Origin of the sequence: Pseudomonas vancouverensis (assembly GCF_004348895.1) — a bacterium.
Taxonomy (GTDB): Bacteria; Pseudomonadota; Gammaproteobacteria; order Pseudomonadales; family Pseudomonadaceae; genus Aquipseudomonas; species Aquipseudomonas vancouverensis.
Genome location: NZ_RRZK01000017.1, coordinates 97,395 through 114,159, shown reverse-complemented (window position 1 = coordinate 114,159; position 16,765 = coordinate 97,395). Strand labels below are relative to the sequence as shown.

General features: G+C 49.1%; 12 protein-coding genes. 1 reads left to right on the top strand and 11 read right to left on the bottom strand.

Annotated elements, in window-relative coordinates; genetic code table 11:
- Window positions 1–20 precede the first annotated feature (20 nt).
- Window positions 21–1,721 carry a hypothetical protein gene (locus EIY72_RS13515; RefSeq protein WP_132680141.1) on the top strand — a complete coding sequence of 567 codons (1,701 nt, stop codon included), beginning with the start codon at window positions 21–23 and terminating at the stop codon, window positions 1,719–1,721.
- Window positions 1,722–1,899: 178 nt separating this feature from the next.
- Here the strand turns inward: EIY72_RS13515 and EIY72_RS13510 are convergent, their stop codons facing one another.
- From EIY72_RS13510 to EIY72_RS13460, 11 genes are all read right to left on the bottom strand, one after another.
- Entirely contained in the window at window positions 1,900–3,936 is a 2,037-nt protein-coding gene (locus EIY72_RS13510; RefSeq protein WP_093216387.1) for an acyltransferase family protein, read from the bottom strand.
- Window positions 3,937–4,172: 236 nt separating this feature from the next.
- Entirely contained in the window at window positions 4,173–5,285 is a 1,113-nt protein-coding gene (locus EIY72_RS13505; RefSeq protein ID WP_093216383.1) for a glycosyltransferase family 4 protein, read from the bottom strand.
- Window positions 5,282–5,911 carry an acetyltransferase gene (locus EIY72_RS13500; RefSeq protein WP_093216379.1) on the bottom strand — a complete coding sequence of 210 codons (630 nt, stop codon included), beginning with the start codon at window positions 5,909–5,911 and terminating at the stop codon, window positions 5,282–5,284. Before EIY72_RS13500 ends, EIY72_RS13505 begins: the two co-directional genes overlap by 4 nt.
- Window positions 5,908–7,566: a glycosyltransferase gene (locus EIY72_RS13495; RefSeq protein WP_231985525.1), complete on the bottom strand. Its 1,659-nt coding sequence runs from the start codon at window positions 7,564–7,566 to the stop codon at window positions 5,908–5,910. Before EIY72_RS13495 ends, EIY72_RS13500 begins: the two co-directional genes overlap by 4 nt.
- Window positions 7,563–9,854 (bottom strand): glycosyltransferase family protein, encoded by a 2,292-nt coding sequence (locus EIY72_RS13490; protein ID WP_093216369.1) that lies wholly within the window; start codon window positions 9,852–9,854, stop codon window positions 7,563–7,565. Before EIY72_RS13490 ends, EIY72_RS13495 begins: the two co-directional genes overlap by 4 nt.
- The gene (locus tag EIY72_RS13485) at window positions 9,844–10,605 is read right to left on the bottom strand and encodes an ABC transporter ATP-binding protein (protein ID WP_093216364.1); all 762 of its coding nucleotides are present in this window, start codon (window positions 10,603–10,605) and stop codon (window positions 9,844–9,846) included. Before EIY72_RS13485 ends, EIY72_RS13490 begins: the two co-directional genes overlap by 11 nt.
- A complete protein-coding gene (locus tag EIY72_RS13480; protein ID WP_093216359.1) occupies window positions 10,602–11,384 on the bottom strand; it encodes an ABC transporter permease in 783 nt (260 codons plus the stop codon). The genes EIY72_RS13485 and EIY72_RS13480 overlap by 4 nt, the downstream gene beginning before the upstream one ends.
- Before the next feature lie 95 nt (window positions 11,385–11,479).
- Window positions 11,480–12,565 carry a DegT/DnrJ/EryC1/StrS family aminotransferase gene (locus EIY72_RS13475; protein WP_093216355.1) on the bottom strand — a complete coding sequence of 362 codons (1,086 nt, stop codon included), beginning with the start codon at window positions 12,563–12,565 and terminating at the stop codon, window positions 11,480–11,482.
- A gap of 11 nt (window positions 12,566–12,576) precedes the next feature.
- Window positions 12,577–13,671: a GDP-mannose 4,6-dehydratase gene (gene gmd / locus EIY72_RS13470; RefSeq protein WP_093216350.1), complete on the bottom strand. Its 1,095-nt coding sequence runs from the start codon at window positions 13,669–13,671 to the stop codon at window positions 12,577–12,579.
- Window positions 13,672–13,772: 101 nt separating this feature from the next.
- Complete coding sequence (locus EIY72_RS13465; protein WP_093216346.1) at window positions 13,773–15,146, bottom strand: phosphohexomutase domain-containing protein; 1,374 nt, start codon at window positions 15,144–15,146, stop codon at window positions 13,773–13,775.
- A gap of 145 nt (window positions 15,147–15,291) precedes the next feature.
- Window positions 15,292–16,734: a mannose-1-phosphate guanylyltransferase/mannose-6-phosphate isomerase gene (locus tag EIY72_RS13460; protein WP_093216341.1), complete on the bottom strand. Its 1,443-nt coding sequence runs from the start codon at window positions 16,732–16,734 to the stop codon at window positions 15,292–15,294.
- Window positions 16,735–16,765 lie beyond the last annotated feature (31 nt).

Sequence of the window (16,765 nt, the reverse complement as noted above, 5' to 3'; positions counted from 1 at the left end):
CACCATGAGACATATCAGGAATGCCAAAGTTGATTTCGGATAACAATACCTATAGTAGCGATCCGTTGGTCCGCACGGCAGTACTTTCGCTCGTGATAGCGACCTCTCTTTTACTTTGCTTTCGCATGACACTAGGGGTAGACCTTACTGACGAATCCTACTATTTGTCTTTTGTAGATGGCTGGTTGAAGACCGGCTTTCATGACAGTAGCGCTCTAGTAATTCACCAAACTGCTGAATTTTTAGTTTTTCCTTTCGTAAAAATATTTTTTACAATATACCCAGATGAAAATGGTCTAGCTCTATTCAACCGTTATTTATATCTATCACTAAGCCTGCTTTCGGGATTTTGTTTTTTTTACTTCGCTCGTACTCGCCAAACATTCACAATCTCTGCGCTTTGCGGAGTAGCTGTGACCAGTTTTATTCCTTTCAGTCTCCCGGCTCCGTCTTATAACACCATAGGTATGCTAGGCATGCTTTGCGCAATCGCATGCTACGCAACTTTTATAGAGACAAGGAAACACACTTTATTATTAATCTCTGCAGCATCATGGGCCGTATCAGCGCTCGCATATCCCACGCTCGTTGTAGTTCTAGCAAGTTTTCTGACTGTAATTGTTGCCGTTCCCACTCTACGACCCACCATACTTCGCTACAGTTTGTGGTGTCTGTTATTTCAAGTTCTGGGGCTTGGTTTACTGTTGTCCGTGTACGGCGAAAATCGCTTAATGCAGATTGTCGAATTCACGAATGCATCACTTCAAGTTTCATCTGGGCTTGGAGGAAAAGTATCAAGAGCGTATGTACTATTAAGCGCTAGTTACACTTTCGTCGCTTTGTGTTTAGGATCCATCGCAGTTGGTGTCGTTGCAGGAATGAGAATACGTCACTGGACTCATGGATGGCTAACTGCGTCCCTTATAACAGGGGTGTTGGTAACGGCCAGGCTCACAGGCCCTGTTCTATATGCGACATCACATGATTATGTATTCTTGCTTGCAATCACAGGTACTGCTTTTTTCATAACCGCATCCATTACAAGAACCCACAATGACTCCGCATTAACTGGGTATTTTCTTGTGGGGCTCTTTGCCGGCCTCGTCACCTCCTTAACTGCCACGAACAGCATCGTCAACTTCGCCGTAGGCGGCTTCATCAGTACGTGCATACTTCTTCTCTCCGCTCTCCCAAAAGATAAAATCTATCGTAAGGCCCATACAACTCTTGTCTGTGTGGTATCGGCTTTTTTTCTTCTGAGCAACTTCGAGTTTATATATGGAGAAAGTACCGATTTATTAAGCTCGAAATCCGCTAATCGAATTGAGCGTGGAGTCTTCGCGGGATTAGTTACTACCAAGGAAAAAGCTGAAGCGATAACCGAAACTTCTGCCTTTCTCGCAAAAATTCCCGGTGAATCGATTGCGGCTATTGGTCGGTTTCCCAGCATTTATTTACTGACTAGAATGCGGCCACAAACATTATCAACGTGGGACTTTAGTCAACAAAATGGAACAACCCCAAAAATCGACAGTGCTATTTCTGAATTTTACTCATTCGATAAAAACTTACCATCTGTAGTATTGAATGTAACCGACCCTTGGACACGCCCCCCATCAAACTCGGCCTTACAACTACTGACTCGCTATGTAAAAACTTCGCACATTGAAACCAATCTGTGGCGCATTGAAATATATGTTAAACCGTCCACAGTAAGGTGAGATGGTCATAATCGAAGGGTACGCACCAGTCAGTTGATAGACCTGGGAGTGTTGATGGGGTGCGTTTTTAGGGAAAAGAGGGGCAAAACACACTCTATGCGTGTAAAGCCCCGTCACGCGGGTGACCCGATAACTTTCTACAATACGACCTACATGCAATAGGCGTCCTATTGAATGCTTATGGGGTAGTTATACCTAATTCCGAGGCAATGGCCCTCATCGCAAAATTTGCACCATGAGGGGTAAAATGAACGATATCCAAATAGAACGCTGCGCCACTGGATGCAGACTCTCTCGTAAGGCATCCTTCATCGTTGCACATTTTGTCCGCAACCGAAATATATAATGCACCTGTTTCTTTCGCTACTAATCTAAGTTCTTTCTCCGCAGTTTCAGTGCGGCTATCCAACCCCTGCCCTACTTTAAAATCATGGCCCATTCCATACTTGGCATAGTCCAAGCGCTCCGACGGAACCCGGTGTAGCGGATCACTACTCCATAAATTAAAGGATATGCGAGAGGGTGTATCCTTCCATGCGGGAGCCGGTCCTAAAATTATAATCTTACGAACGCCTGCACTTTGTATTTGTTTGATCGTTGAAGCCAGCAAGTCCTTTTGATACTCCCCCCACATACCAGCCAATATCACCGTATCAGGTACCTGTTGGCTAATTTTTTCAATCGTCCATTGATTGTTACTTCTGCATGCGGGATTTCCGCCCTCGAAACCAATCATTGGGGGACAGGCCGAGGATGTAAATTGCGCTAACCGGAACTGACCGCTACGCTCAGCAAGACCACGCAACCCCGAATAAATAGCTGCGGCACCTGAGTCACCCCACAACACCCAAAGGGGCGCGTCCCCTTTATCTATGCACTCCGGAGCATATTGCGAAGCATCTTGTCCAATGTCCATGAAACAAACTCGATTGCGTAAAGCTGCACGATAACCGTCGAGATCGTACTCAGTTGCGCGTTGAATAATTTCTGGATAGCGGGACGCGAAGCCTCCTGACTTCAATATGCCTACTGAAACGACCACAGCCGCACACATCGAGGCGCAGAGAACGGAAACCTTAAGTTGCGTCCTTGAGCCTGAGCGAAATGGCTTTTCAATATAAAGATACGTCAAGGTGGCAAGCACGGCACTCGCAAACAGTATTCCAACACGCGCAGTCCAGGGCAAACCTTCCGGATTGGCGCTTCTTGCAAACGTCAACAATGGCCAGTGCCAGAGATAAAGAGGAAAACTGATCAACCCAATAGCAATCATTGGCCGGCTGGAGAGTAATACCCTATTCACCCAAGCAACTGGTCCGGCAGCTATCAACAGGAAAGTCCCGACAGTCGGAAGCAGCGCCCACTTTCCAGGGAATGGAAGCGTATCTTTAATCCGAAGCATCGCAAAAACAAGGAACAGAAGACCTATGATTGAAATAGCAGAACGTGCCTTTTCTGCTCTAAAAAACTCCGTAACGGCCGTGTAATACCTGTTGTATGAAATAGAACTCGAACGAGAGTTCAGTGTAAGACATGCTAATCCGGCTCCTATAATCAGTTCCCAGGCACGCGACAACGGAGAGTAAAATGTAGCTGTTGGATATTCATGTATCCAATTGATATTCACTGCAAAGGATGCCAGTCCGATACCAGCTACAATCAACAACAAGGAAATTCGTAAGCGCCATGCGGCCCAAATTAGTAACGGCCAAACAACATAAAACTGTTCTTCAATCCCCAATGACCAGAGATGGAGCAGCGGCTTCAACTCTGACGCTTTATCAAAATAACCTGCCTCTCCCCATAAAACTAAATTGGAAGCAAATCCGGCACCGCCTAACACATGTTTTGCCAAAAGGGCGAGATCATCCGCCAACATTGTATTCCAGCCGAATATTAGACAGCTGGCCAATACAGTCACAAGCGCTGGGAATATTCTACGTATACGCCGAGAGTAAAAATCAGCAATGGAGAACGAGTCCTTTTTCAGTGTACTAAAGATAACCTTCGATATGAGATAGCCGGAAATAACGAAGAACACATCAACCCCAACAAAACCGCCCTGCAGTACTGTTGGAAATGCATGAAAAATTAAAACAGCCAGAACAGCGATAGCACGTAGCCCGTCGATATCCGGTCTGTACTCAATATGACGCTTTAAATCACTGAGCTTTTTTGATGTTCTAAACGCAATTTGAGCCTCATTAACGGCCATCTTCCCCACCAGAGCACGATATTGCACGCATTTAAGTTTTAACTCACCCTATAAAAACTCGGGCACCGGATACGCTTCATTAAAACAAAACCTGCTCAACATGTTCAAACTGCAGCGCCGACTATAACCACCTCAACAACCAAACTAAAATCAATACTCAAGGCCGAGTAAATTACATTAGCCCTTCATGAGCAAAATCATTTAGCCGGCTAAATCACATTCAGCTAACGCATTACTCACTTGGGTATCAAATCTTTATATATATTCAAATATGCGCCAACCATAGTATCAGCTTGAAATAGTCGCTGGTAACGCCTCTGACTCGATTCTCCAAATTGAGCAGCCAACGTTGGACTTTCCCAGAGTTTTCGCATTGCATTTGCTAGTGCGTCGGCATCACGAGGGGGAATCACCAACCCAGTTTCATGATCTATATTTATATATGTCGTGCCAGTTCCAATTTCACACGAAATAAGTGGTTTTCCATACATTGCCCCTTCAAGAAGCGTTATCCCGAAGGCTTCCGATCTGAGATGAGAGGGAAACACCAAAGCAAAACATAGACTCATCAACGCCGCCTTATCACTATCAGGCAACGCACCAACAAAAAAGACATTACTTAAACCAGCATCTTTTGCCTTTAGTTTCAGATCACTTTCCATCGGGCCTTTGCCCATGATAACTACTGGCAATTGGGTTTTCCGGGCAGCCTCGAGCAAGAAATCAAGACCTTTGTAATAGCGAAGCGCGCCAACAAAGAGAAAAAAACGGTCCCCCAGTTTCTCTCGCCATTTGGCTGCTATGGCCGCGCTCACCTCGGGGTACGTATTTCTATCCACTCCAATAGGAACAACTTTAACCTTGTCTTTGTACTTCTGCAGAACCTCACTACTTTCAACATAGTTCGGAGAGGAAGCAACAATAACATCAGCATTTCGAAGAAAGGCATGTAGAAGAGGGGAATAAAGTTTAAGCAATAGTTTCTGCTTGACGATATCAGAGTGATACGTGACAACGATGGGTTTCTTGACCTTTGTTAGAAAGTGCACCATATCCATGAAAGGCCAAGGAAAATGGTAATGAATTATATCGGCTTGTTCGGCTAATTCGGCAAAATCTCTGAATGCCCCGATGGAAAATCCGGTAGACGCAAATTGAAAATTTTCATAGGAGCGGTGCGTAACATGGTTTGCGAGTTTTTCATTGCGCATTGCACCACGGGGGCTAAGGTACAAAACTTCAGCCTCGATACCCTGTTGGATGCCTCCCTCAGCAAGCTGAAAGATAACCTGTTCTATACCACCCATCGTGTCGGGATAATACGTCTTGAAAAAGTGCAGGACTTTCAATGCTTGTCTCCCAGCATCTTTGCTGGAACGCCCACATACGTACCAGCGATCTCCAGGTTTCGGTGGGCGCATGCGCCTGCTCCGAGTACGACATGGTCGGCCACCTGCAGACCGTCGATTACCGTTGAACCTGCCCCCAAGAAACAGCACTCGCCAATACGACTGCGCCCTGCGATTACCGCGCCAACGGAAACATGAGTGTATTGGCCCACTGTGCACTCGTGCTCAACAATGGCCCCAGTATTGATAATACAGCCGCGCCCGACTTTAGCCATAGGTCCTATATGGGCGTGATGGGCTATGAAACTACCCTCACCAACCTGGGCTCCAACGCCAACAGTCGCGTAGGGAGAAATAAGCGTACCCAAGCGCAATCCCTGCTGAGTGGCCCAGTCACATTGCTCCAGGCGCTTCTGATTGTCTCCAGCCGCAGGGAAGACAACCCAGTCCGAGGGCAGCTCAAAGTCCAAGGCCGACTTGACAGGAAAGGAAAGAAACGCTTCGTTAGGCCTCGCATTACTGTCGACAAAACTAAGTTGCGTTATTCCAGAGGCAAGGGCTACATCAGCTACACTTCGAGCATGGCCCCCGAACCCCAAAATAAGTATCCCTGCGACAGGACTCATGAATGAACCTCTGAAGGGTTACCCGCCTCTGCTGAAATGGCGTCAAGTACCGTAATGTGTTCGTTTACGACATCCGTCCAGGTGCGTTGAATCAATCGCTCGTAGATGGCTTTCTGCTGGACAAGAAGTTCTTCTCGATGCAAAAGCGCCCACTCAATTCGACGCGCCATGTCCTCCCAATCATAGGGATCAAAAAATGTCGTATCTTGAATTTCAGGCTGATTGAGAATTTCTTCAGTAACCGGGATTCGCGCCATGACGACTGGAGTGTCAACTGACAACGCTTCGGTAAAGGTGAAAGGACATCCACCCTCACTTAAACTCGGGTTAACTGCCAGATCCGCTAACTTATAGCATGCTGCCAACTCCTGGATGCTTAATCCGTGCAGACATAGCACATCATTCTGCAAGCCATGTTCAGCTATGAACTTCTTGACCACGGGAAACTTGCTGGAGTCTCCAGTCAATATCAGCTTGTGCGACAAAAACCTATTTCTTAACAAATATTCATAGGCTTTCAAAAGCATCAGTAGATTTTTATTTGGGCGAAATTGACTCGCATAGAACATAAATTTGAAACTTGAGTTTTTAAAGCCCGATGCATAGTGCCGATTGCTGGATTTCCTCATAGCGGAAGACAGCAGAACCCAGCAATAATTCTTGGATGTCTCTACCAAGTCCGCGAAGCCGCGAGTTGTCACCCATTTGTGCAACATATTAGGCGCATGGTGAATTACCGTAACATCAGAAGGCTTTACAGAATACTGATCAACCAAGGTCTCCCACTTAATAGCCTCGCTGTAGGTTATGAAGTTTTGCCCAGTTTGAATCGCACGACGAACAGACTCAAAAGTCTGCATGTATCGATCTCCGCCTAGTGCAGAAAACTCGACAGGAAAATCCGAAAGGACAACATCAGGAACGCACATCAGCCGAGGCGCTGAAATCTTGTTGAATTCCGGCCAGAATGCCGTCGGGCTATACCATGCCTTAACTTTTTTCTGAGCATTTATCAGCTTCAGCATTTTTTCGGACTCTATGCTTTCCATGCGCTTATAAAGTCGCAAGACAAAAGCATCATCTTTCGGTTCTTCTACGGCCACCCCAACCCTAGACGATACAACACCGAAACGTCTAAAAACTCGACGTAGAACCCGTCGAGCAATCTTTGGAGCTTTTACCAACCCAAACCCAAACAGGATAGCAATAATGACAGGGCTAATTATTGCAATTACAGCTAGAGCGGCCAGCCCCTCAACAAGTAGCCACAAGACATCAAGAACGCTTTGAGTAGCGACCAAACGATGCTCAACATGATTGCTCAGAGCCGTCTTAAACTTAGCAATCTTAGTGTTCATCCATTGAACTAATCTAGATTTATTATTTCTCTTTTTACGCTCAAGATAAGCTTCGTAAACCCGCAGAACTAATGGTTTCTTCGCAGGGCTGACAATCTCAAGTTTTTCCTCGGGAATGCCCTCGCTAGCAAATAGCTCGGCTATGCCTTGTCTCGACCAACTGGGGCAGACCAGGACAAACCTGACGTCTTCTCGCAGCGATGCACCTTTTACAAAGGCCGCCAGGTAGCGTCCTAATCCCTCATGCCTCAAATCAAGACTAGGGGCATATGCCAAATATATTCCGTAGTATTTCATAGGCATTCCCTGATCACTTCCCAGTACTCGGCACTGAGTTCATCCACATGCTGCTCACTCAAACTTTCAACATTTGGTAACGTCGAAGCCCTGGAGAGATGTGTCATCTCCATTTCTTTCAGTTTGCGACCCATCTCTTTATAATCGCCTGAGTTCATCCACATCAAATTTAACGCAAACTGCTCATCCATTTCTCGCATTGCGGGGTAATCGCTGCTTAACGTCGGAACGCTCAAGTAGGCCGCCTCCACCGCACTGAATGTTCCATTATCGATTTTAGCGGTATGCCACAGAAAAGCAGCGTTCCCTAAAGTAGTTCGATATTCGAAATCAGGCAGTTCGCCCAACCAGTGAACTTTCTTATGTAGCGTCTCACTCGACTCAAATAGCTTTATTGACCCCTGCAAGTGGCGCGCTTCACTTCTCAGCAGATCTTTAGTATTAACACCCGTAACATAACAATCCATTTTTCCGTCCAGACTGTCATAATAAAAACTGAGCGCCCTTAAAGAGTTTTCATGATTTTTATGTTGCGCTGCATTTGTAGTCCAGACAAAATATGGATTAATATCCGAGCGTCGTGGAACCACACCTAGTTTTTCATTTGAAAAATCGGTTGTCAGCATCGGCAACTTTACAACAAGCTCATGATCCACACCGGCATATTGAATTACATCACTCCGAGTAAACTCAGTAGTAACAATCACTTTCTGCGCCAATCGAACGGCATCAATGAAGGAGCTGTCCCGTATCGTAGATTTACCCTCATATCGCTGAAGATAATCATACACCACGAACAAACACGGCTTAAGAGGTAACAGTGGTGCGGCCACTCGATCAGAAACCACTACCCACGCATCACAGTCCAATAATTGTTTAATACCATCATTGACGACCAGGTATTTATTGTAAGTAGGTTCCCAACCATCATGCCCGGCATATCTCATTGCACGTCGAGCTCTGGGGTGATCCATGCTTTCCCAACTGAACGATCGAAGTTGGATTTCGGGACTTATATCTTCAAAGTCCTCATTTTGGTAACTATTAGCGGATTCCAAGTGGAGTATTACAACGTCCACAGGCTCTTCCCAACGCCGGCTACCAGAGTAGATGGCTTGGGCTACGAGTTTCGCACCTCTAAGGCTTCCACCTCGATACTCGACAGGAACAATGACAGCAATCTTTTTTCTCTTGATCGGAAGCGGTCGTTTTTCCAAACGAATAAGGGCCAGATCCGATATTACTTTATCCATCCCTATACGCCACGCATCCACGCAGCGATCAGCATGCATGGGCCCAAGCATGACTGTTTGCGTTTCACGGATCCGACGGATTAGATCGGCATCGTCATTCAGAATCCTCCGAATCTTTTCTTTAGCCTCGGCGATTGTTTGACACCTGCCAGGGAGCCCAATGCCTCCCATGCGATCTAAAATGCCTCCGGACATAAACACCAGAGGCATACCAACCCTTATCGCCTCATAAGGGTGATAGTGAATATGATTCGGCTCACGAGAATGGTAGAACATAAGCCGACACTCTCTCATGTTTCTATCATGCTCTTCGTTTGTCACAAAACCCAATACATTGGGATCGTCGACTTCGATAGGTTGTGCGCCACCGACTTTATAGGGAAAATCACCAAAATCGCGTTTAAACTCGCTATAGATTTGACCGTAGTAACTGCTTGGGCCTATGTCAGGGCAAACAAAAAAGATGACCTTTTCACGCCCCATCCACTTATCGTTGATACTGCAGTTACTTAACCCTAACGGTAAGAAAACCTTGCGCCGCTGAAGATATAAAGGTTCGACGTCTGCGAGGTGTTCATAAGCAATCCCGAACCAAAGTCGCCGGCCCAGTCGTTGAACCGATTGACTGCCATGCATCATGGCCCTGACGACAACCGAATAGTTAACGTCAATAGGCTGACCATACGCGCGCCAAATAGCCGCCCCTTGGAATGAGCGGGACACTTCACTCATAAAGCCCAAGGACTGGCATATAAAAAAGCAAATATCAAAATGCTTATTGGCTATCGCCCAAGCCTCTTTCGTAGGCGTTTTATACCAATTCTGCGCATTCAATATCTCTAACTCTTCACGCGGAATTGTTAGATTATCGTCTTCAGAATAATCAATGCTCGCCGAGCGAAATCCGATTTCCTGTGGAAAAGATTTAGGAAGGAATATTTCATTGATACCCATTGCTTTAAGCATCGGGATCTCGAATTTACGTGCGGCCCCATGATTGAGAAGCCACATGACGCGCAATGGTTTATCCGACATTATTTAATCCATTAATAGATGCGTATTCAGCAATGGCCGCCTCAATATTGCCGTCAAACATCAATTTGCCATGGTGAAACACGAGCCCGCGGGTGCAGATCGACCGCAATGCTCCCAGGTCGTGAGAAGCGAGAACCAAGATCTCCGCTTGTTCAATAAGACTGCTTATGCGTGCTTTGGCTTTAGCCATGAAGTTCGCATCACCGGCTCCAATGACTTCATCAAGCAATAGTACATCGCCGCCAACAGTTGTAGAAATTGCAAAGGCTAGCCTAACCTGCATACCTGCGGAGTAGGTCTTTATCGGGTAATCAATGAACTCACCCAACCCTGCAAACTCAACGATCTCAGCCTCTTTCGCACGCATGAAGCTCGGCGTCAGACCAAGAAGCAAGCCGCGGTAGAGAATATTTTCCCGGCCTGTAGCATCTGGTTCAAAGCCTAGGCTCAAATCGAATAAGGAACGAACCTGCCCAACCACCTTCAACTTGCCGCTGGAGATAGGGTATAGACCTGCAACAGTTTTGAGAAAAGTGCTTTTACCCGCGCCGTTATGCCCGAGCAAGCCAACACGTTCGCCACTGACTATCTCGACACTCACATCCTTAAGTGCGTGTATGTCGACAACTCCAGTGTTTTGTGCACGTTTGCGCAAGAGCCCGGCCATCAACGACTTTACCGATCTGTCCTTGTAGGCTACTGCCGCGTAGTGAAGATTGACGCCATTTAGTGAAATTCGATTGTTTTTCATAGATAAAAAATCACTTTACGCTCAGATTTCTTGCCCACCATGATTGCGATCACGGCAAAGAACAGCGCAGTGCCCAAACTGAAAGTATAATTTTCAAGAGTCGGCCATTGCCCCTGCAACAAGGGAGCCCGGATAATTTGGAGGATATGATAGATAGGGTTGTAATCAATTAGAGCGTGAAGCCCACCGTTTTGGAACATCTTGGCTTCAAAATACACTGGCGATACAAACCAAAGCGCTTGCATGACGAGTCCAAGTGCATGAGGAATGTCTCGAAAACGGGTGCTAAAGTAAGCAAGAATAGTTGACACCGGCCAAGCTATCATCGCCAAAACTGGAAAGATCGTGAGGGTGGCCAACCAACTCCAACCAAAATTTTGCGGCATCACCACCAACACCCACAAATATAACGAAATACTTGCAAGCATGAGTACGATCGAGCTGCCCACCACCGTACGAAGTGTGTAGATGGCTAACGGGTGATTACATTGCTTGATATAAGCATCCGCTTGAACGAAAGATAAAGAACCACCGACCGTGTTCGCAGAGATATAGTCCCACACAATAATGCCCGATAGTACATAGGGCGCATAAGTCACTATATCCGCGTTAAATATTTTACTAAACACCAAACTTAATAGCAGCGTCAGCCCAAGTGGCTGCATGATTGACCACATAACGCCGAAAAAAGATCGCCTCCAACGCGAACGCAGATCGGATAAAGCAAGGTGTACCCAAAAATACCGGGTCCCCCAAACGCGGGAAAAATACGAAATCATTACTTCCTCTGGATTTTTAGTTACAACGCCAGACGATCCTGGCGTTGCACTTGAAGATGTCCAGGGTTGTTCATTTCCCCCGGATCACTATTAAATCAGGCAGAAAAGTATGCCCTGATTTCTTCTACTACTTGCTGCACCTGCTCCCGGGTCAGCGTCGGGTAGCTCGGAAGGTTCATCCCTCGCGAGCTGAGGTCCTGCGCGACCGGGAAGGTCTGGTCCGTCTTGCAATGTGGCATGGTGTTCGCCGGTGCGAACAGCGGACGTGTCTCAATGCCCTTGCTCTTGAGATGATCACGCAGTGGTTGGCGCTGTTCAGCGTCATCCAGCAACACCGAGCACATCCAGTACGAGTGGCGTGTACCTGGTTGTTCGGCATGCATTTGCAACGGAAGGCCTTCCAGCGCTTCGCGGTACCAATCGGCTACCTGACGTTTCAGCGCGATAATCTCGTCAGCGCGTTCCAGTTGGGCCAGGCCAATGGCTGCGCAGATGTTGGTCATCCGATAGTTGTAGGCCAACTCGTCATGCCAGTACTCACGGGTCTTGGAGACGCCCTGGCTTTTGAGATGGCAGGCTCTTTCGTGGATGTCCTTGTTTTTGCAAACCACCATCCCACCCTCACCGGTGGTAATGGTCTTGTTCCCGAAGAAACTGAAGGTAGCGACATCGCCAAAAGTGCCGACATGCTGGTTCTTGTACAAGGAACCGAATGCCTCTGCACAGTCTTCGATCAGCAGCAGATCGTGTTCTTTGCAGAGTGCGACAACCGCATCCATGTCACAGCTCAGGCCGTACAGGTGCACGACCATGACGGCCTTGGTTTTCGGCGTGATTCGGCTGCGGATATCCGAAACGCTGACGTTCCATGTGTCCGCCAGGGATTCGGCGTAAACGACGCTCGCCCCGGTCTGCATGATGGTGTTGACCGATGCCACGTAAGTCAGCGTCGGAACAATCACTTCATCGCCAGGACCCAGGCCCAGAGCGGCCATTGCCAGGTGAAGGGCAACGGTGCCGTTGCTCACCGTGGTCGCGTGATCTGCGCCGATGTACTGGGCAAACTCGCTCTCAAAGCGAGAAATAAACTCTCCGCGAGAAGAAATCCAGGTCGAATCCAGACACTGGTTTACGTATTCCTTTTCGCGACCGCCCAGGAAGGGCTGATATACCGGAATCATCCCAGCCCCCTTTATTCCTGGCCTTTGAAGTATTTAAAGCCATGTTCCGCGACCAGCTTGTCGCGTTTGGCTTCACTCAGGTCTTCACGCATCATTTCTTCTACCAGCTCGGCGAAGGTGGTGCGTGGTACCCAACCCAATTTGGCCTTGGCCTTGCTTGGGTCACCCAACAGTGTCTCTACTTCGGCAGGACGGAAATAGCGTGGGTCGACAGCCACGATGCATTGGTTGGTTTCGACGTCGTAACCCTTCTCGTCTACACCCTTGCCTTCCCAACGGATCTTGATGCCGGCCTCATTGGCTGCAACTTCAACAAATTCACGAACAGAATGTTGTTCGCCGGTCGCGATCACGAAGTCTTCCGGGGTTTCCTGCTGCAGCATGAGCCATTGCATTTCCACGTAATCACGGGCATGACCCCAGTCACGCAGGGCATCCATGTTGCCGAGGTACAGGCAATCCTGCAGTCCGACCTTGATACGTGCCAAGGCGCGGGTGATCTTGCGGGTTACGAAGGTTTCACCACGGATCGGCGATTCGTGGTTGAAGAGAATGCCGTTGCAGGCGTACATGCCATAGGATTCGCGATAGTTCACGGTGATCCAGTAGGCGTACATCTTGGCAACGGCATACGGGGAGCGCGGGTAGAAAGGCGTGGTTTCTTTCTGAGGAATTTCCTGAACCAGACCGTACAGTTCGGAGGTGGAGGCCTGATAGAACTTGGTCTTCTTTTCAAGACCGGCGATGCGGATGGCTTCAAGGATACGCAATGTACCCATGGCATCCGTGTCAGCGGTGTATTCCGGCGATTCGAAGGAAACGGCAACGTGGCTCTGCGCGCCGAGGTTGTAGACTTCGTCCGGTTGTACTTCCTGCACGATGCGAATCAGGCTGCTCGAATCGGTCAGGTCGCCGTAATGAAGCTTGAGATCATAGCCTTGGTTGTGCGGGTCGTGGTACAGGTGATCAATACGGTGAGTATTGAACAAAGAGGCACGACGCTTGATGCCGTGCACCGAATAACCTTTTTTGAGCAGGAACTCAGCCAGGTAAGCACCATCTTGCCCCGTAATACCCGTAATCAACGCTACTTTCTTTTCGCTCATGTTTTCACCAATTTAAATTAATCAATTGAACAGTAAGTCTCTATCGGAGAGTCAACTATTCGCTGCCCTCACCTTCCAACTGGAAGTGAGACCGTCTTTTTTCATTCCATATATTTACTGTTCAGCAGTCCCTCAATTTCTTTAACCTTCAACGCGACCAGAGCCGGATCTCTTCTGCTTTCCACATTCAGCCTCAGCAGTGGCTCGGTATTTGAGCCGCGAAGATTGAATCGCCAGTCAGGAAAATCCAGACCAATCCCGTCTGTTTGATCAAGGTGGGGCGCCTGAGGCAGGTAGTGCTTCAAGACGGACTCCAGTGCAGCAGCAACGTCGCTGACCCGGTAGTTGATCTCACCACTGCACGGATAGGCTTCAATGCGCTCATCAACCAGTTGCGACAGCTTTTTACCCGAGACGGACATCAAGGCCGTCACCAGTAGCCAAGGGATCATGCCGCTATCACAGTAGGCGAAATCCCGGAAATAATGGTGCGCACTCATCTCACCGCCGTAGATCGCATCCTCCAGACGCATGCATTCCTTTATGAAGGCGTGCCCGGTTTTGCATTGTACTGAAACGCCGCCCGCCAAACGAACCTGGTCGATCGTGTTCCAGGTCAATCTTGGATCATGGATGATCTTGGCGCCCGGGTTCTGCTTGAGCAACATCTCGGCCAGCAGGCCGACCAGGTAGTAACCCTCGATAAAACGGCCTTCCTGGTCAAAGAAGAAGCACCGATCGAAGTCACCATCCCAGGCCAGACCCAAATCGCAGCCGTTTTCCAACAGCGCTTGCCGGGTCAGACTGCGGTTCTCCGGGAGCAGCGGATTGGGGACACCATTCGGGAAGTTGCCGTCAGGTTCGCCATTGATGATGATCCATTCGAACGGCAGCTTGCCTATCAACTCCTGCAGTACCGGGCCGGCCGCACCATTGCCCGGGTCCGCGAGAATTTTCAGCGGCTTCAAATCAGCGATATCGACGTAGGTCAGCAAATGCTCGATGTAGCGGGTCTTGTCCAGCTCGAATCGAACCTGCCCGGGATTGGACGCCAACGGCCCCAAGTCCCCACTCTCCACCCTGTCGCGTATCGCATTGAGCCCCGTATCACCACTGATCGGACGCGATTCGGACTTCACCAGCTTCATCCCGTTGTAGCCCTTGGGATTGTGGCTGGCGGTGATCATCACGCCGCCATCCGCTGCAAACGCGCTTGTCGCAAAGTAGACCTCTTCTGTGCCACACAAGCCGATATCGATGACGTTGGCACCCGCTTCTCGCAATCCGCGAGTCATTGCCTCAGCCAGCATCGGGCTTTCGAGCCGCATGTCCCGCCCCAGCACAATGTGCTTGGCGTGAAGCTCGGCAACCATGGCGCGGCCTATACGGTAGGCGACTTCTTCGTTGAGATCGGAAGGCACTTGGCCACGAATGTCATAGGCTTTGAAACACTGAGTTTTTATAGGGGTGTTCATACCGCTCTCTTGCTGAGGTATGTGAGGTGAAATCGAAGCAGACCACCAATTAAGCGACCGGATCGAGAGGTTCCCTTGGCAACATACAAAGAAGCCAGGTCAGTGAACACTCCCACCGACCCGGCTTGCGATGGCCGGGCAACCGTTACTTGTCGGTTCGACCGTAATTGTCTTCGAAGCGCACGATATCGTCCTCGCCGAGATAGTCGCCACTCTGCACTTCAATGAGCACCAGGTCTATGACCCCTGGGTTCATCAGACGATGCTGATGACCTGCACGGATAAAGGTGGACTCATTGGTGTGCAGCATCAGCTCCTGCTTGTCGTTGATGACCACCGCCGTGCCACTGACAACGATCCAGTGCTCACTGCGATGATGGTGCATCTGCAGGGACAAAGACGCCTTAGGCTTGACGACGATGCGCTTGATCTTGAAGCGCTCGCCGTTTTCAAGTGTCGTGTAGGTACCCCATGGGCGATGCACTGTGCGATGCAGCAGATGCACCGTATGGCTGCAAGCCTTCAATTGGTTGACGATGTGCTTCACGTCCTGAGCGTGATCCTTGTGGGCGATCATCACGGCATCAGGGGTATCGATCACCAGCAGGTCTTCGACACCAACCAGTGCGGTCAACCGACCTTCGCTGTTCACGTAGTTGTTACGGGATCCGTGGGACAGCACTTCCCCTTCAAAGCGGTTACCGTTCTCATCAGGCTGGGTCAGTTCGCTGACAGCATTCCACGAACCGATATCACTCCAACCGATATCACACGGGATGGTTGCCACCTTGGACGAACGTTCCATCAGTGCGTAATCGATGGAAATGTCAGGTACTTCGGCGAACGCGTCAGCATTCAATGCCAGACAGCGATATTTCGAGGACGAAGTCAGGCGCGATTGGTCGATGGTCCTGGCCACTGCGGCCACGACGTCCGGGGCATGCTCGCGCAACTCATCGAGAACCGTGCCGACCCGGAAGCAGAACATGCCGGAGTTCCAGTAATAGTTACCTGCACTGACGTAACCTTGTGCGGTATCGAGGTCGGGTTTCTCGACGAAGCGAGCAACCTTGAGCCCCCCATTCAATGGCGCACTCTTTTGTGCCTCGATGTAGCCGAACCCCGTTTCCGGATACGTTGGCTGAATGCCGAACGTGACCAGCCAACCTTCGGCAGCCAGCGTCATGGCATTGGCGACAGCGGCAGCAAAGGCATGCTCATTCTGGATCAGATGGTCCGCGGCCAATACCAGCATCTGGGCATCAGGACCATGGGTGGCTTCCAGCTGAAGCGCGGCGGCGGCAACGGCTGCTGCCGTGTTGCGGCCAAAGGGTTCGAGGATGAAACCTTGAGCAAGTTTGGCCTTGTTGACTGCGCCGTACTCGTCTTCAGTCTTGAACAGCAACTCCCGATTGGTCACCGTAAGGATTTCCACAACCCCCTCCAGACGCGACGCACGCAGGAAGGTTTTCTGGATTAGATTCTGGCCATCTGGCAGGTCCATGAACGGCTTGGGATGAGCCTCTCGTGAAACAGGCCACAACCGGCTGCCCACTCCACCAGACAAAATTACGGGAATCAGTTCCATGCTCTAAATCCTTAATCCCCTACTGGTAGAG